The sequence below is a fragment of the Pedobacter frigoris genome (assembly GCF_005116445.1).
Lineage (GTDB): Bacteria > Bacteroidota > Bacteroidia > Sphingobacteriales > Sphingobacteriaceae > Pedobacter > Pedobacter frigoris.
The window spans coordinates 277,555-296,955 of record NZ_SWBQ01000002.1 but is presented as its reverse complement, the minus strand read 5'-3'; the positions used below and the strand labels follow the sequence as shown (position 1 = coordinate 296,955).

22 protein-coding genes and 1 pseudogene are annotated in these 19,401 nt (G+C 42.4%); 17 read left to right on the top strand and 6 right to left on the bottom strand.

The window, feature by feature from the left end:
* Nucleotides 1–130 precede the first annotated feature (130 nt).
* The 5 genes from FA047_RS07690 (at nucleotide 131) to FA047_RS07670 (ending at nucleotide 8,285) form a co-directional block, all read left to right on the top strand.
* A complete protein-coding gene (locus FA047_RS07690) occupies nucleotides 131–3,454 on the top strand; it encodes a TonB-dependent receptor (protein WP_136835401.1) in 3,324 nt (1,107 codons plus the stop codon).
* Between the two features lie 12 nt (nucleotides 3,455–3,466).
* Nucleotides 3,467–5,107 carry a RagB/SusD family nutrient uptake outer membrane protein gene (locus tag FA047_RS07685; protein ID WP_136835400.1) on the top strand — a complete coding sequence of 547 codons (1,641 nt, stop codon included), beginning with the start codon at nucleotides 3,467–3,469 and terminating at the stop codon, nucleotides 5,105–5,107.
* 18 nt (nucleotides 5,108–5,125) lie between these two features.
* Nucleotides 5,126–6,253, top strand: coding sequence for a SusE domain-containing protein (locus FA047_RS07680; protein WP_136835399.1), 1,128 nt, complete (start codon nucleotides 5,126–5,128; stop codon nucleotides 6,251–6,253).
* A 6-nt stretch (nucleotides 6,254–6,259) separates the two neighbouring features.
* Nucleotides 6,260–7,417: a glycoside hydrolase family 76 protein gene (locus tag FA047_RS07675; protein WP_136835398.1), complete on the top strand. Its 1,158-nt coding sequence runs from the start codon at nucleotides 6,260–6,262 to the stop codon at nucleotides 7,415–7,417.
* A gap of 310 nt (nucleotides 7,418–7,727) precedes the next feature.
* Entirely contained in the window at nucleotides 7,728–8,285 is a 558-nt protein-coding gene (locus FA047_RS07670) for a carboxypeptidase-like regulatory domain-containing protein (RefSeq protein WP_136835397.1), read from the top strand.
* Nucleotides 8,286–8,319: 34 nt separating this feature from the next.
* Here FA047_RS07670 and FA047_RS21120 read toward each other — a convergent pair.
* Nucleotides 8,320–8,454 (bottom strand): annotated as a pseudogene (locus FA047_RS21120) (LacI family transcriptional regulator); the annotation flags it as partial.
* A gap of 300 nt (nucleotides 8,455–8,754) precedes the next feature.
* Between FA047_RS21120 and FA047_RS07660 the strand changes: the two are divergent.
* From FA047_RS07660 to FA047_RS07640, 5 genes are all read left to right on the top strand, one after another.
* Nucleotides 8,755–9,222: a mobile mystery protein A gene (locus FA047_RS07660; protein ID WP_136835396.1), complete on the top strand. Its 468-nt coding sequence runs from the start codon at nucleotides 8,755–8,757 to the stop codon at nucleotides 9,220–9,222.
* On the top strand, nucleotides 9,213–9,815 hold the full coding sequence (locus FA047_RS07655; protein WP_136835395.1) for a mobile mystery protein B: 603 nt from the start codon (nucleotides 9,213–9,215) through the stop codon (nucleotides 9,813–9,815). The genes FA047_RS07660 and FA047_RS07655 overlap by 10 nt, the downstream gene beginning before the upstream one ends.
* Before the next feature lie 103 nt (nucleotides 9,816–9,918).
* Nucleotides 9,919–10,266 carry a hypothetical protein gene (locus FA047_RS07650; protein ID WP_136835394.1) on the top strand — a complete coding sequence of 116 codons (348 nt, stop codon included), beginning with the start codon at nucleotides 9,919–9,921 and terminating at the stop codon, nucleotides 10,264–10,266.
* Nucleotides 10,267–10,426: 160 nt separating this feature from the next.
* Complete coding sequence (locus FA047_RS07645) at nucleotides 10,427–11,026, top strand: Crp/Fnr family transcriptional regulator (RefSeq protein WP_136835393.1); 600 nt, start codon at nucleotides 10,427–10,429, stop codon at nucleotides 11,024–11,026.
* Nucleotides 11,027–11,075: 49 nt separating this feature from the next.
* Complete coding sequence (locus tag FA047_RS07640; RefSeq protein ID WP_136835392.1) at nucleotides 11,076–11,279, top strand: response regulator; 204 nt, start codon at nucleotides 11,076–11,078, stop codon at nucleotides 11,277–11,279.
* On the opposite strand, the gene FA047_RS07635 is transcribed toward FA047_RS07640, so the two are convergent.
* A complete protein-coding gene (locus tag FA047_RS07635) occupies nucleotides 11,276–11,839 on the bottom strand; it encodes a type 1 glutamine amidotransferase domain-containing protein (RefSeq protein WP_136835391.1) in 564 nt (187 codons plus the stop codon). The genes FA047_RS07640 and FA047_RS07635 overlap by 4 nt on opposite strands.
* Nucleotides 11,840–12,674: 835 nt before the next feature.
* The gene (locus FA047_RS07630; protein WP_136835390.1) at nucleotides 12,675–13,229 is read right to left on the bottom strand and encodes a YciE/YciF ferroxidase family protein; all 555 of its coding nucleotides are present in this window, start codon (nucleotides 13,227–13,229) and stop codon (nucleotides 12,675–12,677) included.
* 290 nt (nucleotides 13,230–13,519) lie between these two features.
* Between FA047_RS07630 and FA047_RS07625 the strand changes: the two genes are divergently transcribed.
* The 3 genes from FA047_RS07625 (at nucleotide 13,520) to FA047_RS07615 (ending at nucleotide 15,290) form a co-directional block, all read left to right on the top strand.
* Nucleotides 13,520–14,128, top strand: coding sequence for a DUF4142 domain-containing protein (locus FA047_RS07625; protein WP_169304355.1), 609 nt, complete (start codon nucleotides 13,520–13,522; stop codon nucleotides 14,126–14,128).
* A gap of 1 nt (nucleotide 14,129) precedes the next feature.
* The gene (locus tag FA047_RS07620) at nucleotides 14,130–14,930 is read left to right on the top strand and encodes an inorganic diphosphatase (RefSeq protein WP_136835388.1); all 801 of its coding nucleotides are present in this window, start codon (nucleotides 14,130–14,132) and stop codon (nucleotides 14,928–14,930) included.
* 165 nt (nucleotides 14,931–15,095) lie between these two features.
* On the top strand, nucleotides 15,096–15,290 hold the full coding sequence (locus FA047_RS07615) for a hypothetical protein (RefSeq protein WP_136835387.1): 195 nt from the start codon (nucleotides 15,096–15,098) through the stop codon (nucleotides 15,288–15,290).
* A gap of 99 nt (nucleotides 15,291–15,389) precedes the next feature.
* On the opposite strand, the gene FA047_RS07610 is transcribed toward FA047_RS07615, so the two are convergent.
* Nucleotides 15,390–15,710 carry a YtxH domain-containing protein gene (locus FA047_RS07610; protein ID WP_169304354.1) on the bottom strand — a complete coding sequence of 107 codons (321 nt, stop codon included), beginning with the start codon at nucleotides 15,708–15,710 and terminating at the stop codon, nucleotides 15,390–15,392.
* A 113-nt stretch (nucleotides 15,711–15,823) separates the two neighbouring features.
* Nucleotides 15,824–15,976 (bottom strand): lmo0937 family membrane protein, encoded by a 153-nt coding sequence (locus FA047_RS07605; RefSeq protein WP_136835385.1) that lies wholly within the window; start codon nucleotides 15,974–15,976, stop codon nucleotides 15,824–15,826.
* A 152-nt stretch (nucleotides 15,977–16,128) separates the two neighbouring features.
* Here FA047_RS07605 and FA047_RS07600 point away from each other — a divergent pair, with 152 nt between their 5' ends.
* The 3 genes from FA047_RS07600 (at nucleotide 16,129) to FA047_RS07590 (ending at nucleotide 17,766) form a co-directional block, all read left to right on the top strand.
* Nucleotides 16,129–16,584 carry a ferritin-like domain-containing protein gene (locus FA047_RS07600; protein ID WP_136835384.1) on the top strand — a complete coding sequence of 152 codons (456 nt, stop codon included), beginning with the start codon at nucleotides 16,129–16,131 and terminating at the stop codon, nucleotides 16,582–16,584.
* Between the two features lie 256 nt (nucleotides 16,585–16,840).
* Nucleotides 16,841–17,473: a BRO-N domain-containing protein gene (locus FA047_RS07595; RefSeq protein WP_136835383.1), complete on the top strand. Its 633-nt coding sequence runs from the start codon at nucleotides 16,841–16,843 to the stop codon at nucleotides 17,471–17,473.
* A 32-nt stretch (nucleotides 17,474–17,505) separates the two neighbouring features.
* Complete coding sequence (locus FA047_RS07590; RefSeq protein WP_136835382.1) at nucleotides 17,506–17,766, top strand: DUF6266 family protein; 261 nt, start codon at nucleotides 17,506–17,508, stop codon at nucleotides 17,764–17,766.
* Between the two features lie 114 nt (nucleotides 17,767–17,880).
* Here FA047_RS07590 and FA047_RS07585 read toward each other — a convergent pair whose 3' ends face one another.
* On the bottom strand, nucleotides 17,881–18,615 hold the full coding sequence (locus FA047_RS07585; protein ID WP_136835381.1) for an SRPBCC family protein: 735 nt from the start codon (nucleotides 18,613–18,615) through the stop codon (nucleotides 17,881–17,883).
* Between the two features lie 162 nt (nucleotides 18,616–18,777).
* Between FA047_RS07585 and FA047_RS07580 the strand changes: the two genes are divergently transcribed.
* Nucleotides 18,778–19,401, top strand: a complete 624-nt coding sequence (locus FA047_RS07580) for a hypothetical protein (RefSeq protein ID WP_136835380.1) — start codon at nucleotides 18,778–18,780, stop codon at nucleotides 19,399–19,401.

Sequence of the window (19,401 nt, the reverse complement as noted above, 5' to 3'; positions counted from 1 at the left end):
GCCAACCCTATAACAATAGAATATCGAACATCCTAATTATTGATTAAACCCAAATATCAAATGTATGAATTTTTACTTTCTGTTTAAACGGAGGATGCTATCCTTCGTACCATTAAAATTTCTGCTGGTTATGAAACTAACTATCTTTTTATTGGCTGTATCACTAACGCATGTATTTGCAACAGGATATGCCCAGAACGTAACCATCGACAAGAAGAATGCCGAGCTGGGTGCTGTTTTGCAAGACATCCAGCAACAGACCGGGTATAATTTTTTGTATAATTCAAAGATGATCCGCAAGGCCAACCGTGTTGATGCTACTTTTAAGGGAATGGAACTGGAACGGGCACTTAAAATTATCTTCGATGATCAGCCACTCACCTTTGTCATCGATAGAAAAACAGTAATCGTTAAAATGAAACCCGAACAAACTGCGAGGGACCTGATCACTGTATCAGGAAAAGTGTTTGACGAGAATAAAACAGGCATGGCGGGCGTAACCATCAAAGTGCAGGGTTTGCCAACCGGAGCGGTAAGCAGTGCAGACGGAAGCTATGCTGTAAAAGTTCAGGATGATGGTGCACTTGTTTTTAGCTATACAGGCTATACGTCACAAACGATAAAAGTCGACAAACGCACTACGATCGACGTAACTATGGTTCCTGATCCGCAATTATTGGAGCAGGTTGTTGTAATCGGTTATGGCACACAAAGGAGATCCAGTGTAGTAGGAGCGATCGATCAGATCAAATCCAGCCAGATTGAAAACCGTCCGGTGGGCAATGTGACCCAGGCGCTTCAGGGTACTTCACCAAGTATCGTGATTCAGCAGCGGAGCATGAACCCAAATGACAATAGCCTCAATATTAACCTTCGCGGTGTAAGCACAATGGGCAATAATTCGCCTTTGCTGGTGATTGATGGAGTGATCAGTGAAAGTATCAATGATATGAATAACTTGAATCCGAACGATATAGAAAGTGTTTCTGTATTAAAGGATGCAGGTAGTTCGGCCATTTACGGATCCAGATCTGCAAACGGTGTATTGCTCATCACCACCAAAAAGGGCAAAAAAGGAATGGACCCGGTAGTCAGGCTAAGCGGAATCCTTGGTTCTCAAAATCCGGAAGTTCTAGTAAAACCTTTAAAAGGCTATCAAAATGCTTTACTGAGAAATGATTCCTATTTCAATGTAGGCGCAAACCCAATATATTCGGCCGCGCAGATTGAACAGTTCGCAACCGGAGATTCTGAATATTTTCTGAAAGGGATATTGAAAGATGCTTTCCAGCAAAACTACAATGTGAGTGTACAGGGTGGGGCAGAGAAAAGCACCTATATGGTCTCTCTCGGTTATTATGATCAGGAGAGTAACTATAAAGGTCCGGACTTTGGACTAAAACGTTATAACCTTCGTTCAAACCTGACTACAGATATTGGCAGGCTAAAATTGTCTACCATTCTTTGGTACGATAGAAGTGAAGGCAAGGCATATCAGGGCGACAATGGATTCCTGATCGCAGATGCTTCCCGTATACCTGTTTACAACACCTACCGGTTAAAAGGTGATGATGGTAAATATTATGTCAACGATGTATTGACCCAGGGAAACCCGCTGGCCAATCTGGAACGCGGCGGTTATACCAACACCAATAACGATCATTTCCAGGGAAGCTTAAACGCAGAGCTGAACATCATTGACGGATTAAAGGCTAAGGGATTGCTGGGTTTAGACCTTCGTCCTGAAAATCGCCTGATCAGAAGATTTTACTGGCCTACCTACAATGAAGCAGATTTGACCACACCTACAAATGCATCCAGTTCTAATGCTTATTCCATAGAGGATTATCAGGGAAAATCTACCTTGCTGAATATGCAGGCTATCCTGGACTACAACAAAACCTTCGGAGGTGTTCACAATGTGACGCTCCTGGCGGGTTATTCCAATGAATCTTACCGCAGACGCGCATTTGAACTCAAAAGAAGTTTGGTAGATCCGATACTTGGGGTTCCTATCGAGGGTACAATAATAGACGAAGCAGGAAGTTATAATACCATCGGCGGCACTGTAGAGAGAAGCCTAAACTCTTACTTCGGCAGGGCAGGCTACAATTTTGCAGACAAATATTTTATCGAAGGAAGTTTCCGTTATGATGGCTCATCAAAATTTGACGCTGACAATAGATGGGGCTTTTTCCCTTCTGTCTCTGCCGGATGGAGATTAAGTGAAGAAAGCTTCTTCAGTTTCTGGAAAGAGAAAGTGGGAGATGTAAAGATTCGTGGTTCATATGGTCAGCTGGGCAATCAGAACGTAGATGACTATCAGACCTATACCACTTATACAATTTATCAGAACCAGTATGGTTTTAACAATTCTGCTGTTCCCGGAACCGGCTATACACTCGGAAATCCATTATTACAATGGGAAACTGCAAACTCATTTAATATAGGTGCAGATGCTACGTTCCTGAAAGGTTCCCTGACTGCTGCTTTCGATTATTTCCATAAAACCACCAATGATATCCTGCTGCTTCCGCCGAGTCCATTGACTTTGGGAGGCGGAGTGCCTAAGCAAAATATAGGCTCTATGGTTAATCAGGGCTGGGAGCTGACGGTGAACTATGGGCTTAAGCACGGTGATTTCAGTCATAACTTCGGTCTGAACGTGGGTGATTCCTGGAATAAGGTGACCAAACTGGTAAACAACGAACAAATAGACAGATCAGATGAGATCGAAAGGATCATGCGTGTAGGCTTGCCATTGTATGCCTATTATGGATACAAAACTGATGGCCTGTTTCAGAATGAAGACGAAATCAAGGATGCTGCATTGCCGATTGGCGTGTTGCCTCAACCGGGTGATGTCAGGTACAAAGACCGTGACAATGACGGGATCATTACCGACAATGACCGTTATGTGCTTGGACATGCCTTCCCTCGTCTGACTTTTGGTTTTAACTACGATGTGAGGTGGAAAGGTTTTGATATGAATATGCTTTGGCAGGGCGTTGGTAAACGTGACATGGCCGTGAGGGGTGAAACCATCGAGCCATTCCACGGAGGTTATTCATTTGTGATGTTCGAACATCAGCTGGATTACTGGACACCTGCCAACCCGGATGCACGCTGGCCGAGACTTACACCTCCAAGTGTGGCGTCAACGGTCAACAACTACGGAAAAGGTTCAGATTTCAACATATTGAATGCCGCTTACCTCCGTCTGAAGAATATCCAGGTCGGCTATACTTTGCCTAACCGAATTTCAAATAAGATAGGAATGAGAAAACTCCGCGTGTTTTTGAACGGGCAGAACATGCTTACTTTCAGTAAGCACTCATTCATCGATCCCGAATCATCAGAATTCGGTTCCAGTATGAATGCTGCAGGTGCAAACAGCGGGCGTAATTATCCTTTGCTGAAGTATGTAGGCGGTGGTTTTGACATTGAGTTTTAAAGACTAGAAATTATGAAAAAGAAATTTATAACATATACTCATCTGATCTTTCTTGGGCTGGCATTGTTTTCTGCAGGTTGCGTTAAGCAGGAAGTGGTACCTACAAACAGGTTTACTGACCCTACCTATTGGACCTCAGAAGATAAAGCCAATTCAGTGGCAAATATGGCCTACAGACAGATGTTTAGCAGTGACGATCATTTTGGTAACGAGTTGCTGAGCGATAATGTTTATAACGGCTATGGTTCTACAAATGAGAAATTGATTGCTACAGGTTTGGCTGATGCGTCGAACCCGCGTTTTGCGAATGACTGGGGCGATGCTTACGGCGGCATTAAAACCTGCCATACATTTCTTGAAAATGTGGACAGGGTGACTGCTATGAGCGCTGAACTCCGCGAAAGAAGAAAGGCAGAAGTTCGTTTTATCCGTGCTTCATTGTTTCTTCAGTTGACCACCTGGTACGGCGATGTGCCTCATTTTACGAAGGACATCAGCTACGAAGAGTCCAAAGTGGTTACCCGGACTCCCCAGGCACAGATTCTTTCCTGGATACATCAGGAACTCGATGAAGTAGCCGCCATCCTGCCAAAGCGTGAGGATTATGCTCCGGCAGACAATGGCCGCATCACCAGCGGTGCAGCCGTGGCTTTAAATGCCCGTGCTTACCTTTATGAAAACAACTGGACCAAAGTTGCGGAGTATACCGATAAACTGATCAATTCAGCTACTTACGGCAGGTATTCGTTGTTTCCGAATTATGAGGAATTGTTTTGGGTGAGAAACGAGTACAATTCAGAGATCATTCTGAGCCTGCAGTACGTTCCCGAAGTCAGGACATGGGGCACTTTGGTCGACTATGCGCCGATGTCTGCAAATGCGAGGTTGTCGCTCGCGGCGCCTACACAGCAACTGGTAGATAGCTACCTGATGAAAAGTGGTAAAAAATGGACTGAAGCAGATCCGGCCTATGCAAATCGTGATCCTCGCCTAAACGCTACAGTGGTGTACGATGGTTCAAAATGGAGAGACCGTGCAGGAGTAGAATATACCGTAGTGATCAATCCTGACGGGCCAAACCGTACCGACGGAAAACCATCAGATAAATATACGGGTGCGGGAACTGCGCAGACTGCTACCGGTTACTATTACCGTAAATATGCAGATCCTGCGGCTTCATCCTACACCGGTGGAGGTGGCATTTGGGAATCTAACCTAAATATTCCCCTGATCCGTTATGCAGATGTGCTGCTGATGTACGCAGAGGCTAAAAACGAACTGGGGCAGATGAATGCTACGGTTTGGAATCAAACCATTCGTGAATTGAGAAGAAGGGCTGGTTTTGATAACACGGGAGAGGCGCTGGATATACAAACTAATGATCAAAACCTTTTGCGTGACTTGATCCGCGACGAACGCAGAGTAGAATTGGCTCTGGAAGGTTTGAGGGTGTTTGATATCCGTCGCTGGAAAATCTCTGAAACCGTTTTAACCCAGGCTCCGCGTGGTGCTAAATTCGAAAAGAATGGAGGCACCTTTAATTACATCACCTATCCTGCAGGCAATTTTAGCCGCAACCGCGATTACTTGTGGGGGGTGCCAAGATCGGAACGCAACATCAATCCAAATCTTTCACAAAACTCAGGCTATTAACCATTAATCAGACAAACAATGAAAACGAATATATTATCAAAACTTGCATTTTCCCTAATTGTGTTACTCACCTTTAGCGGATGTGCTAAAGAGGAGAAGTTTAAAGAAGTAACCGTTACTGAAGTCACCACACTTTACGCTCCAGACAATGGAAGAAACGTTACTTTACAGGCATCCGGCAATCCAAGCCTTTATTTTGAGTGGGAAAAGGCAGTTGCCCAGGATAACGGACTGGTTTATTATGATGTGGTTTTTGACAAGGAAAGCGGCGACTTCTCTAAACCAATATATGTAGCTCCTGCAGACAATAATGGCATCAGCAGGGGAGCGGTGATCACCCATAAGGTGTTGAACCAGATTGCTGCCCTTGCCGGTATCCCAAGTGCTACACAGGGGACGATTAAGTGGACAGTGAAATCATCACGCGGACTTACCAAGGTGATGTCTAAACAAATCAGGACACTTACCATCACCAGGCTGAGCGGTATAGATGCACCTACATCCGTATTCCTTACAGGTGAAGGATCCGAAGGAGGAACGAATCTGGCTCAGGCCCTGAACATGAAAGGACTGACCGGTGGTAATGAATTTGAGATCTTCACGAGATTACTTGCAGGCAAGAAATACAGTTTCGTAGATTCTAAGACCAGCGCATCCAGAACGTTCTCTGTAGATGCTTCGGGTACTACTTTCAAAGAAAATGCCAACGGTGGTACAGTAGCTAAAGATGGTATTTACAGAGTTAAGCTCGACTTCCTTACCGGATCTGCATCTATAGTTGAGGTCAATAAAATCGACTTATGGATGTGTACCCCTCAGAAAAGAAATGCACTGACCTACCAGGGCAAAGGCGTATGGAAGCTAACTGACCTGGTGCCAGACTTTACTTCAGGAGGCTTTGGAGATGACAGGTACTTCTTCTGGATTACCATGGGAGGTGTAGAACAGAAACTGGGCAGCATAAACCGCGATAACCAGCCACCGGCTGCGGGTACCGGACCTTACTTTAATGTGTACATCAACGAAAGCGATAAAGACAGATGGAACTTCTCGTTCAAATTCCCTAACAGGAGTGCTACGAAGTGCAGCATTACGCTAACCTTAAGTCCGGACGTTACAGATTACAATCACGCTATTACTTATTAATCAGCTATGAAGAAATTAATTTATATGTCCGCACTTGCGCTGATCATCAGCTCTTGCGGAAAAATAGACGATGAATTCATTGACCGTCGTGCAAAGTATAACATCAACTGGACTACTGCTGCTGATAGCAGTAGCACCAGCTTTGTAAACGTCTATTGGAATTCTACAAAACATCATTTTAATAATGATAATTTCGGGGCCATAGGTCAGTACGACTATTGGCCGGAAGCTCATGGTCTGGAAGTGATGTTAGATGCTTATGCTCGGACCAAAAATGACATCTATAAGCAAAAAATCTATGATTTCTATGAAGGGGTAAAAGCGAAGAACAATAAAAGCTTTTACAACAACTATTATGATGATATGGCCTGGCATGGAGTTGCACATCTCCGCGCGCTGGAAATCACCGGAGATGCACGCTATGAGACTTCAGCTACCCAATTATGGAAGTGGATCCTTGAAGGATGGAATGACTTTGACGGTGGAGGTATCGCATGGAACCATGAAAATAATACAGCGGGGAAAAGCAAAGGTGTTCCGTCAAATGGTCCTGCGGCAATCATCGCTGCAAAACGCTGGCAAAAGTATGGGGAATCTGAAAAGATCAATGGCTTCAATAACCTTGAATGGCTTTCTAAAATCTACAATTGGATCAAGGAAAACCGTGTGGTGCAGCAATCCGGAAGGGTCTTTGAAAACATCAACGATAAGAATGGTGACTGGACCTACAATGCAGGTACCTATATGGGTGCAGCACTGGAGTATTACAAAATCACAGGAAACAAGGTATACCTGAACGACGCAATCAAGACTGCGGACTGGGCAACTAGCACCCTTGTCAATGCCAATAACAAGGTGCTGAGTGACTGGGCAGAGCAGGAAGATCATGATGTAAACTTGTTCAAAGGGATCTTTGTACGTTACCTTACCCAATTGATCAGGCACAAAGATTTGCCCGAAGCCAGCAGAAAGCGGTATGTCAATTTCTTAAAGAACAGCGGCCAGTTGCTCTGGACTAACGGAACAACAAAAAGTCCTGTAGTGTTGTTTGGTTATCACTGGTGGCAGGCACCTACAACCGGAAAAGCAGGATTGAGGGCCCAGATCAGTGGAGCTGCTTTGATGGAATCCATTACATTGCTTAAAAATGAAGGTTATTTATAGCAAATAAATATTTTGCAGACGAACAGCCCTGCAGTCAAACTGCGGGGCTGTTCTTGTTTACCTGCTATAGCCCTGATAGTACACAGGTGGCAGGTTGCTTCGCAAATGGTACCTGTTTTGTGAAGCAGACCCGAACCAGCCTGCCAGCAGTGTGGAAGCAGATTTGCATTCGACGATTCTTTCATCGCTAACGTGTTAACCTAACTATAACACCTTATTAAGAATTCCTTAATCGGAAAAAGTTTACAAATGTTAAGTATTAATGGGTTTTTGTGCCATAAATTTTACATATACTAATCATTTAAGCGTGATGAAAAAAATCACTTTTTTAGCTACCCTTAGTTTTTTATTTTTTTCCTTAACTGCTCTCGCTCAAACAGGGTCAGTAAAAGGCAAGGTGCTTGACGCAAAATACCCGCTCCCCAGTGCGACGGTAAAAGTCAATGGAACTCAAAAAAACGTCATAACAGATTTCGACGGAAACTTCACCATCACCGGTATTTCCCCCGGTAGCTATTCCATCACCGTGGGATATTTGGGTTACGAGCAGGGAAATGAAAAAATCATGGTAGAGCCCGGTAAAGTCACTATTGTTCCGGATGTCTTACTAAAACCGGTCTCCAATACTTTAAATGAAGTGGTGATCTCGTCAAACGGCGGCAACAGATTAAGTGAGGCCAGGGCATTGAATATTCAAAAGAACGCTGTGAATGTACTTAATGTTATAGCGGCAGACGGAATAGGCAAACTACCCGACAGAAATGCAGCCGAGGCCGTTCAGCGCATACCCGGCGTTTCGATCGAACGCGATCAGGGTGAGGGCAGGTATTTAGCGGTAAGGGGATTACCAGCAGAATGGGGTCATTAATAGCAAAAATCGCATCAGGTCTGGGTGACAGCGCCAAAAAATAATCGATATAAGTACTCACATTCGAAACAGATAAATCGTAATGAATGATCAAATTTTCGTCAACAGGAATACCATGTTTCTCTAAAGCTTTTAAATAACCGGCTTTTCTTGTCTTGCAGACATTCAAGATTTCAGGGCCAGAAAGATGAGTTATTCTTTTCTTTCCACGTTTAATCAGATGTTGCTACTGCAACAAGCACACCTTCAAAGTCATCAACAATAACCTTCGGTACGATCATTTCATTACAAATGCGATTGAAAAATACAAGGGGAATAGCTTTTCTTTGAAAATATTGAATTGAGAAGTTTTTGCTGTTTAATTAATGCTGTAGCTTTAATTTTTTTACATATAATAAGCGTATTACTTTAAATATATCACTTTTTTTAAAGTTTTAGATTTATATTAGTAAATTAAAAATATCTGTTTATGAAACTTAAAAACAGTAAACTAATGATGATCAGACAGCTGGATAAAAAACTGCGATTGTACGGCTCATTATCAGTATTATCAGTTCCTTCATCTGGATGGATTAACAGTGTGCGTAAGGCTTTGAATATGTCCTTAAGGCAATTTGGGCAGTATTTGTCAATATCTCCACAAGGTGTGAAAGATTTAGAAAGACGGGAATCAGAAGGTTCTATAAGTCTTAAATCTTTAAGGGAAGCTGGAGAGGCTATTAATATGAAGCTTGTTTATGGGTTTGTTCCAATGGAAGGGTCATTGGAAACTATGATTGAAAATCGTGCGCGGAAAATAGCAATTGAAATTGTAAAACGCACCTCGGTTACGATGTCACTCGAAGATCAGGCTAACACCAATGAACGTTTAACCCAGGCTGTTGAAGAGATGACTCAAGACCTTAAAAGAGAAATTCCAAAAAGCTTATGGGACTAGAGATCGATTATATTGATGGGCAAACTCCACTTGATGAAGAAGAAAAGGATGGTCTCCTAATCCCATTTATTACAACAAGAGGAGAATTGGACGAGGCAGAGCAACGTAATATTGAAGAAGCTATGCTCTGGTTAAGACAACGGAGGAAAAGGTTTACAGCATTGGAGATTCTGAGCGAGCAGTTTATACTTACACTTCATGTGAAAATGCTCTCTGGTGTTTGGCGTTGGGCAGGTTCATTTCGGAAATCGGAAAAGAATATTGGTGTAAAGTCTTATCTAATAAGTGCTGATTTACGTGCGTTGCTTGATGATTGTAAATATTGGGTAGAACATATGACTTATCATCCAAACGAAATTGCGATTCGATTTAAACATCGTATTGTATCTATTCATTGCTTTGAAAATGGTAATGGACGGCATTCAAGGCTCATTGCTGATGTGGTAGTGAATAAAATATTTGAACTTGATGCGTTTACATGGGGAGGTCACGGCTTAACACAAGGAAGTGATATGCGGACGAAATATATTGCTGCTTTGCGTAATGCTGATAAAGGAAATTTTGAACCTTTAATCAAATTTGCCAGATCATAAATCTGATAGGTTTCTCAATTCAATAATTTTTGTAATGATGCTATTAGGTGCTGATGTGCCTGATATGAGTCGCAGCCTTTGTTGATGGTTTAGATCCTTCGCTATGCTGGATGACAAAGGAGGTGCTATGGGCCAGGATTATAAAGCTTTATACGAAACAGTAATATTGGAACTGGAGTTTCAGAAGTGGGAAAGGGAAAAGCTGAAAGACGAAAATGCGTTGTTGGATGGGGTAAGGGAGATTCAGACTGAGCATTTGTTGAAGAGAGAAAAGATGATCAAGGAATGGGAGGGAAGGTTTAGATCCTTCACATACGTTCTGGATGACAAAAATGGCGCTCAGGGCGTGCGCCAATGGTTAGTTCCAGCGGCGGCTCTTTTAGAGAGCGGAGCCGTTGCTGGGCTAATCTTAATCAAAAAATTGATAATTAATAACTCTTTCTGGATTTAGAGTATAAAAAAGAAATCCTGAACTGAACTTTAAACATGGAGAAATTATGAAATGACAAATTAAAATGGAGAGATCCTGAACCAAGTTCAGGACGACGAAAGGGGACAATCATATATGGAGGATCGTATTAAAACTATACATCTAACGATTTAAAACATATATGTTAACTATTAAAAATGCTTTTGAAAGATTAATGCGCTTGCTGAGGAGCATAAAACCTGAACAACCTCTTCCTGTATTACTGGAGCCTTATCTCTTGAAAAACATGGATGAGTATAGTCCGGCCTCGGGGGAGGTGCTGGTGAAACAGGGTGAGAAACCTAAATTCGCTTACTTTATTATCAGGGGATACATTTATGTGTATCTGCATGATGAAAACGGAGGGAAGCATGTGAAACGTTTCTACAGGGAAAACAGGATTGTTGCTTTTCTGAGTTTCCTGGAGCTGACGAACTCGCCGTATACGATCGTTGCCGGTCATGATACTTTGGTTTCAAAGATCGGTATAGAGGAAATGACAGTGATTTACGACACCTGGAAAGGGATGAAGGAATTTGCACAACTAGTAGTGATGCAATACGATGAGGTAAAGGAAGGGCAACACCTGAAATTGCTGAATATGGCTGCAGATGACAGGGTAAGGGAATTTTACAATTTGTATCCTTGTATGTGGCCACCCCTGAAAGCGAGAATGGATGACGAAATAGCTGAATACCTGCAGATCAGTGCGAGAACGCTAAGGAGGATTAGAAAACAGTAATTGGAATGTTTTTAAAGACCCGGTAGAAATGCCGGGTCTTGTGAAAACTATGAATACTCCGAAACCTCGCATTTATGTAGTTGAAGACAATTATGACATTGGATTTGTCCTTGAGTTATTTTTAAACGATGAAGGCTTTGAAGTTAGATTACTGCCTACAGACTTTTGGATTCTTGGTACTGGCCGGAAAATATTCGAAGTGAATGGCGTAAAGTTTGGCATTGCCATTTGTCATGAGTATGGTATTTATTAAAGATGTTGGCCTTCATGAATTCCTTCTGCAAATTCTTCTACAATTTTATCGTTAAAGGCTGGGAGATCTTCCGGACTCCGACTGGTGACGAGGCCCTCATCTACAACAACTTCCTGATCATACCAATCGGCGCCTGCGTTAACCAGGTCAATTTTTATCGTTTTTGTGGAAGTTAGCTTTCTATCTTTTACTACTTCTGCTGTAATTAATACTTGAGGTCCATGACAAATGGCTGCAACTGGTTTTCCTGAAGCAAAAAAGGCTTTTACAAAAGCAATTGCATCTTCGTTCTTTCTTAAGGAATCGGGATTCAATACTCCGCCAGGAATTAAGAGCCCATTATAATCCTCAGCATTGGCTTCAGTAATGGTTTTGTCTACGTCTATTTCTATTGTCCACTGATGATCGCCCTTCATAGCTTGTATTTTACCTGATTTTGAAGAGATGATATGCACCTTTGCTCCTTCTTCTTTTAATCTTTGAACCGGACTTGTTAATTCGGTTTCTTCAAAGCCGTTTTCTGATAAAACAGCGATAGTTCGATTACTTAATTGTCCCATGATATTTTCTTTAATTCTAGTTTTCTGTGTGATAATTACAAATAAAAGTTTGTTCTTGTTTAAACTTCTTGAATATTTTAACTGTACTCATGCAAGTGTGAAATTCGGTAAGACCAAAATTGTTTGAATTGTAATAGGCACCATGATCATTATGTTCTTATATAATAGGTGAACCGTTATGCTATCATTTTGTTTTAAACGAATCAATCCTTGTAAATCAAAAAAATTGTTTTCAACTCCCTACAGTTTATAGGCGTATTGCACGGATTGATCATCCTTCTGGTCAAATTAAAGTTCAATTCCATGCGCAATGCAGGCTGATTATTGTTTAAGTTGGTTTGGAAGATCAGCTTATTAGCGGATTGTCATTTACTTGTAACGATACGCTTTTTGTAAATCTGTTTAGCTTTCTCAGTCGCTTATTAAACAGATGGAGTGAAATGGAATGGTGAAAATGAGTTGAGGGTGGACACACAGGTAGATTTGTTGAGAGGGAGAAAAGCCCGGTCCAGTATGGCCGGGTTTTTCGTTATAGGTGTATGCTTAACGCTGTTGGTTCAAATGAGCCGCTACCGCGTTCAACAGGTTTTTCGGTATATCGTCACATGTCAAGTGCTCGACTGGATGAATTTCGTTTGAATGCTGGGGGATGAATACTCCGGTAATTGCATCATATTTTAAATATCCCATGTCAAAATAACGTTCCTGTAATGATGGTGGAAAGGCAGCCGCCACTTAGTTTCTTCGCGCCCCAGGCAGCGATTGTTCATAATGCAAGACTTTCTGTTGTTGAAAACCCCTTGTCGCCCGGCCAAGGGGTAGGGGAACTTATTCGTTATTCAGCTGCTGCCTGCTCGTTGATTGAGCTGACCGCGATTTCAGTAAGGGCTACATCCGTTGCTTTTTCGTTGTCCAGGGTAAATTGCAAGAGTTCAGCTACATCATTATGTCCCATGTTTTGGGCAAACACGACTAGTGTGCCGTAGGTTGCAATTTCGTAGTGCTCTACCTTTTGGGCGGCAAGAATAAGTCCTGCGTCGCGGATCATGGTATCAGCATCGGTATCTTCAATGACACTTTCAGCTTCTTTTAACAATCCCTCCATGGCATCGCATTTTTTGGCCTGGGCTTTTTCATCCAGCAGCTGAAAAACCTGCTCCAGGGTTGCGATGTGATTATTGGTTTCTTTAGTATGTTTTTCAAAGGCGGCTGCAAGTTCCGGACTGGTTGCTGCTTTTTTCATTTTTTGGAGGGCTTTTGAAAGGTGTTTTTCTGCCCAGTAGATATCTTTCAGTTCGTCCACAAAGAATTCATGGAATTCTGAATTTTCCATTTTCCCTGTTTTTGATTTTGTGGCGGTCTTAGCGCCGGTTTTTGTTGTAGTTGCCATAATTTTAGTTTTTTATAAGTAAATAATTCTTCATTGCTCTAGATGTCAATGCTGCATTACAATCAACTGCGAGCAAATAACCAGCAGCATTAAGAATTTGTTTAAACTTTTTTAAAAAGGATAATTTTTGCTGAGAACTATAGCTGAAGTGTAATGCTAATGTATATGGTAACATTGGTGGCATGGGATTGTTTTGTTTTTGTTCGTTACTTTCTTGGGAAGGGATTTAAAACTTTTTGCTGCTACAGTGGTTAATGCTTTTATCTATTATATATCTAATCCTCAAGACTATGGAAACTAAAAGTATGTTAAAAATTTGTGCCGGACTTATGATTCTTGCGGAGCTTACGGCCTGTCAGCATACAGACAGAAGTGGCAGTGCACAATTAGATAGTGCTCCGGTTGGTAGCGATTCTTTGCGTAGGGCTGACAGTTCAGATGCGCCCAGTGATGTGACCCATATGAGTAAGGTAGATGTTGACGGTGCGGCTTTTATGGATACAGCTGCTGTTGGCGGGATGATGGAGGTTGATTTGGGTAAACTGGCACTTGAAAAGTCTTCCAATGCAGAGGTTAAGAAATTTGCCGCGCAAATGGTTGCCGACCATACCAAGGCTGGCACGGATTTGAAAGCGGTTGCGGCGAAGCTGGAGCATTTGTTGCCCTCGACCTATCCTGCCGACGTAAAAATGCATATGGATGATATGAAGAAGTTAAGCGGAAAAGCGTTCGATAAGCATTATATGGATATGATGGTGAATGACCATGTCAAAACTCTTGACTTGTTTAGATCAGCGAGTAGTTTAAGAGGGGAGATTAAGGATTTTGCTGCCAGTACGCTTCCGGTTTTGGAAAAACACCACCAGATGGCAACCCAGATCAATGCTGCATTGAAATAGTATGGATACAGTTACCGTAATCATTGAAACGCCCAAGGGAAGCGGTCAGAAGTATGACTATGATCCGCAGACGGGAAAGATGAAGCTGAAAAAGGTAATGCCACTGGGTCTGGTATTTCCGTTTGATTTCGGCTTTATTCCCGGAACAGCCGGTGGAGATGGAGATCCGCTTGATGTCTTGATAGTCTCCGAAGTTTCAACTTTCTCGGGTTGTGTGATGGATTGCAGGATCATAGGTGCGTTTAAGGTTGTACAGCAGGAACGTAATGGTGAGCGTATGCGCAACGACCGGCTAATTGCCGTTCCTGAAGTTTCCCAGCGTTATGCAGATGTGACTTCCCTGCGCGATCTTTCCAAAACGATCGTGGAACAGGCGATCGCTTTTTTTACCAGTTACAATGAGCAGGCGGGCAAGAAATTCAGTGTGCTGGAAAAGTTAAGCGCGGCTAAAGCTTTCCAGCTCATTGAAAGAGGTCGCCTGGATTTACCCATGAACAGGCTGGTGGAAATTTTTCTGCCTTTGCGTGATGCCAAGGGTGAGGTGTTCCCTGAAAAAAAATATGCTGAACTTCGACATGAGCTAACAGCTAAGTTTGGAGGCTTAACCGAATATTCCAGAAACCCGGCGAAAGGTTTCTGGAAACCAGATGCGGGGAAAGCTGAGCATGATGAGCTTTTGGTGTTTGAAGTGATGTGCGCTGAAATAGATACCAAATTCTGGGACAAGTTGAAATTACGGTTATTGAAGATCTTTAAACAGGATTCGATCGTCATCAGGTGTTCTCAAGTAGAAGTCCGGTAAAGCTTTAGTTTATCGCAATAGTAAATGTTCAGTTCAACATTGGGGTGTAAGTTTTTGTTTAATAAAATATTAAGATAACTTTTATGAAACATTCTGTTTAACAAAGTGTTGGACTTACGCTGGCATAAAACGTCTGGCATGAACCAAGTTCCTTAAAAAATAAACATGGCTAAGAAACAAATTACACCATCCACTCCGGTAGGTCCCAGGGATGGTTTAGACAATACAGGAACGCAAGGGTATGATTCCCTCAGCGATGATGCTTTTACAGGTTCTTCTGACAAACCGGAGGAAAATCCTGGAGACGATGAGAGTCATACCGGAAGTTCTTCGGAAGATTTTAATGATAAAGAGGATTGATTGTGGAAGATATAGTAGCCGTCGAATCATCCTGTTTTTCTCCAAGTCGTAGTCTTACTTAAAATCCTCGTCTGGATGGAGTCATAAATATTACCTCTATTAGCCCGGACTGTGTTCGGTATGTGCTGCAGCTGCATGTGCATTGTGGATGATGTTTTTAATGTCAGACTTCGGCCTTTTCCGCGCATGATTTTCTTTTGGATGTGAAGCAGGTTCTGAACATTCATTTGTTTGCTGATGGTCAAATAAACTACTGAAAGAGTCGCAAATTTTTTGTCGTACCTCTTTTCCCTTTTTGGTTGTGAACAAAACACCTATTGCAGCACCTACAGCTAAACCTCCGATAAGCAGTGTAATGGCAGTTGTTCTGCCAGAAGATGCTGGTGTCAGTATTGATTCGAATATTTTTTTAGTTTTCACAGTGATCGGTTTATTCGTTAACATGCTGGTTTATTCTCCTTTTTTTGGTCTTTTTAATTCTCTGAACCCAGCCTGATTATTCACAGGCATGGGCAGAGAATTTTTAGGGAGTACTAAGCGGCCCTTCGGATTACGCCAAGAACGATTGCGATAATGGCAATGACGATCAGGACGTGAATGATGCCGCCAGTATAGAATCCGCCGAAAAAGCTAATGGCCCAGATGATGACCAGAATGACTGCGATGGTATAAAGTAAGTTTCCCATAATTTTGTTTTTTAAGGTGTGATTTTTGTTTACAACTTAACAAGGGCACTTTTTGTTTTGTTTTATAATTTTTTGGTTGGTGTTAACTTTCATTTTGTCATAAACTTTTCCCTTTCCTTTGTTGTTCATTATAGACAAAAATCTATATACCTATGGAAACAAATAATGAGATCATTAGCGACCTGAAAGGGTTGGTCAATATTGTAAATGATGGAAAAGAGGGTTATGAATCTGCAAGTGAGGCTACTGATAGCATTGAGCTGAAAGGTTTATTTTTAAAATATTCAGCGCAGCGCGCCGGTTATGCTATGGAACTTAAGGATCATATTACAAAGCATGGTGGAAATTCGGATAATGAAGAAGGTGGTATCCTGGGTGTTTTACATCGTACGTGGATTGATATCAAACAAGCTTTGAGCATCAAAGAGGATGTGGCAATTTTAGCTGCAATAGAGACTGGTGAAAAGGCTGCTATAGAAAAGTTTGATAAAGCATTGGAAGATTATCAGGTTCATGCGGATCATATTGAGTTGTTGCAAAGGCAGCGTACAGGGATTCTGGAAGCACTTAAGGAGATTGAAACTTATCATCTTCGGTTAGTGAGATAAGATTATGAATTTTAACCTTAGTTCCAAGCTTGGGTTGGTTTAGGCCTGGATAAATCCGGGCTTTTTATTTTTAAACTAAGAGTTAAGAGTGGGTGTATACTACAAAGGCATAGTTGGTACAGGGAAAAATTGAGAGGAAAGGGGGATGTTGTGTTATTAGGGGCCCAGGATAGCTTGGGGATTATCAGTAATTAACCGGATAATCTGTGGTTTACTGGATTAAAAGTTGGATAACTTTGCTCTTAATCTTTATAATATGGATATCAAACTGTTTGAAAGCAAGCGAATCCGCTCTGAATGGAGCGAAACTGACCAGAAATGGTATTTTTCTGTGATCGATGTAATTGAGGTTTTAACGGAGAGTACTGTGCCCAGAAGGTATTGGAGTGATTTGAAAAAGAAGCTTCATGCTGAAGGAAGTGAACTTTACGAAGAAATCGTACAGTTGAAAATGAAAGCGGAAGATGGCAAAATGCGTGAAACTGATGTCGCTGATACTCAATCTTTACTTCGTTTAATCCAATCTATACCATCGCCCAAGGCTGAGCCATTTAAAATGTGGTTAGCGAAAGTTGGTTACGAACGCATGCAGGAAATATCTGATCCTGAACAAAGCTTGGACAGGGCAAGAGAAAACTGGCAAAAAGCTGGTAGAAGCGAAAAGTGGATTCAGCACCGCATGTCTGGTCAGGAAACCCGTAACAAATTGACGGATTACTGGCAGGAGCACGGTGTGCAAAAGGGAGATGAGTTTGTCTTATTGACAAATATCATTCATCAGGAATGGACGGGTATGACCGTAAAGAAGCACAAGGATGTGAAAGGCTTGGAGCGTCAGAATCTCCGTGATCACATGACCGAAGCGGAACTGTTGTTTTGGTTTCCTTGATTAAGGAGTTGCTTTGTTTAGTCGATTGTATATTGAATATAAAATGGTATAATGGGCCTGAAACTGCATTTTCAAGGTCAGATGACAGGGCAACTTTCATTGTGTACATTACGGTTAAGAATACGTTTGTAACGTTTAAAGATGTGACTGTCCGTGAGGCTCAGGAAGTGAACCTGAAAATGCCGAAAAAGCATCAGGGGGATTATGTGCATATTTGGATGCAGTATGTGGATGCCGTGGGAAATGCGGTAAGTACAAGTGTATATGTAGGGGAGGGCACGGTATTAGTGTAATGGGGAGGTGAGGTGCGAAAAATGGGTTATTTGTATGGTTATTTTTAACCATACAAATAACCGGGGCTAAATTATATAATATACCTACTGGTTCTACGTGCTGGCCTTCATCTTTTAACTGCTTAATCCGGCATAGGCCCTGAAATCCTCAGTTTCTGCGTGTGCCTTGAAGTTTTGAATGTCTTCACGGATCATGCGTTCAAACGCACCGTTGAACAACGAAGTAATGCCTCTTCCAACACTACCGGCAGGAGGGAAATAGTCGATCTCGATGTGCAGCTCAGTACCAGTCCCGCTCAGGGTTTCTTTGAATTCCACTTTGCCGGCATTGTCAATCATAGAATCCTCAATCGACTGCCAGCCAATGTAACTACCTTCTTCTTCGCGGGTGATCTGCGCGTTCCATTTCAGGTCGACCAGGCCGCCAGGGGTATTGGCCGTCCATACCGAAATGTCTCGGTTAAGTTCCTGGACACTTTTCAGGTGCTTCATGAATTTTGGTAGGTTGGAAAGATCCCGCCAGAATGCGTAAACCTTGTCTATCGGAACGTTGACGGTGATGTCTTCGGTAATGTTGATGGCCTCGGGATCTGTAGTATCTTTACCTAATTGCTGGTAAACCGGGCATACACCTGTTGCGCCACGATAGAGCATGAGTCCGCCGGCTGCTACGCCCTGAAGTGCTAGAAATGGATGTTTGCCGATACTTTTCAGGCTTTTGTACAGTAGCCAGCTTCCGGCCAGCACCGAAACAATTCGTTCTCCCTGGTCTATATTCTCTTTGCCGCTCGGGCTAATGCTTAAGCCTTTCAGGCTGTCGATGATTTGATTGCTTAATTCGTTTTTCATAAGTTGTGAATGTATCGAAAGAACAACATCGCGACACTTTGGTTTGAAGAATAGTAAATATTTCGTTTTCAAAACATTTCCTCATGCCGGCGGTTAATGATCCTGACCGTCTTGCTACTGACGCTATTACCTCGTAAAAGATAAACCTAACCTGTAAAAAACATGCAAACAAATAAGGAAGACATTGAACCTGGAGCGGCACATGTACCACCTCAGCACACGGGATCAGAAATGAATGCGGTAGAAAAGATCGAACTGGCTTCTGAGGCAGAAGCAGTTCACTTTTTTAAAACGGTAAAGGAACGCTTGCTTGATGTGAACCGCTGGACGGAAATTGCTGGCGGAGTGATGTCAGACTTTTTTCTTACAGATGCAGAAGGAAACCTTGTGCACCGAAAAGCGACAAGCGGTGATCACATCCGGATTGATATTCCGGGGCCGGGTACTCAAACCGGCGGTGGTTACGACTGGGTAACTATTGAAGAGATTAAAGCACAGGTGCTGGATGATGCAGAGGTATTGAGCATGACCGTAAGACCGTCCGCAAATCCTTTGACCCGCGGTGAAGATACCGCACATTTTCTAACCGACGAGGCAACATCTACTTTCCAGGTGAAGTGCATCGGTCGTACGATCTATGCGGAAGAACATGGCCGGAATGAGGTGCCTAATACCGATACGGAAAGTACGATAGACAATATCCGCAATACTTTTGTGGGCTGGGGTGCTAAGGCTGGTTTCTCCTATCCTCAATGGAAGACTTTGGTTAAAGGCCTGTTGAAATAA

Bases quoted from the DNA above. Each gene is read 5' to 3' on its own strand.
- FA047_RS07690 (WP_136835401.1), top strand. From the start codon at position 131: ATGAAACTAACTATCTTTTTATTGGCTGTATCACTAACGCATGTATTT.
- FA047_RS07685 (WP_136835400.1), top strand. From the start codon at position 3,467: ATGAAAAAGAAATTTATAACATATACTCATCTGATCTTTCTTGGGCTG.
- FA047_RS07680 (WP_136835399.1), top strand. From the start codon at position 5,126: ATGAAAACGAATATATTATCAAAACTTGCATTTTCCCTAATTGTGTTA.
- FA047_RS07675 (WP_136835398.1), top strand. From the start codon at position 6,260: ATGAAGAAATTAATTTATATGTCCGCACTTGCGCTGATCATCAGCTCT.
- FA047_RS07670 (WP_136835397.1), top strand. From the start codon at position 7,728: ATGAAAAAAATCACTTTTTTAGCTACCCTTAGTTTTTTATTTTTTTCC.
- FA047_RS07660 (WP_136835396.1), top strand. From the start codon at position 8,755: ATGAAACTTAAAAACAGTAAACTAATGATGATCAGACAGCTGGATAAA.
- FA047_RS07655 (WP_136835395.1), top strand. From the start codon at position 9,213: ATGGGACTAGAGATCGATTATATTGATGGGCAAACTCCACTTGATGAA.
- FA047_RS07650 (WP_136835394.1), top strand. From the start codon at position 9,919: ATGCTGGATGACAAAGGAGGTGCTATGGGCCAGGATTATAAAGCTTTA.
- FA047_RS07645 (WP_136835393.1), top strand. From the start codon at position 10,427: ATGTTAACTATTAAAAATGCTTTTGAAAGATTAATGCGCTTGCTGAGG.
- FA047_RS07640 (WP_136835392.1), top strand. From the start codon at position 11,076: ATGAATACTCCGAAACCTCGCATTTATGTAGTTGAAGACAATTATGAC.
- FA047_RS07635 (WP_136835391.1), bottom strand. From the start codon at position 11,839: ATGGGACAATTAAGTAATCGAACTATCGCTGTTTTATCAGAAAACGGC.
- FA047_RS07630 (WP_136835390.1), bottom strand. From the start codon at position 13,229: ATGGCAACTACAACAAAAACCGGCGCTAAGACCGCCACAAAATCAAAA.
- FA047_RS07625 (WP_169304355.1), top strand. From the start codon at position 13,520: ATGGAAACTAAAAGTATGTTAAAAATTTGTGCCGGACTTATGATTCTT.
- FA047_RS07620 (WP_136835388.1), top strand. From the start codon at position 14,130: ATGGATACAGTTACCGTAATCATTGAAACGCCCAAGGGAAGCGGTCAG.
- FA047_RS07615 (WP_136835387.1), top strand. From the start codon at position 15,096: ATGGCTAAGAAACAAATTACACCATCCACTCCGGTAGGTCCCAGGGAT.
- FA047_RS07605 (WP_136835385.1), bottom strand. From the start codon at position 15,976: ATGGGAAACTTACTTTATACCATCGCAGTCATTCTGGTCATCATCTGG.
- FA047_RS07600 (WP_136835384.1), top strand. From the start codon at position 16,129: ATGGAAACAAATAATGAGATCATTAGCGACCTGAAAGGGTTGGTCAAT.
- FA047_RS07595 (WP_136835383.1), top strand. From the start codon at position 16,841: ATGGATATCAAACTGTTTGAAAGCAAGCGAATCCGCTCTGAATGGAGC.
- FA047_RS07585 (WP_136835381.1), bottom strand. From the start codon at position 18,615: ATGAAAAACGAATTAAGCAATCAAATCATCGACAGCCTGAAAGGCTTA.
- FA047_RS07580 (WP_136835380.1), top strand. From the start codon at position 18,778: ATGCAAACAAATAAGGAAGACATTGAACCTGGAGCGGCACATGTACCA.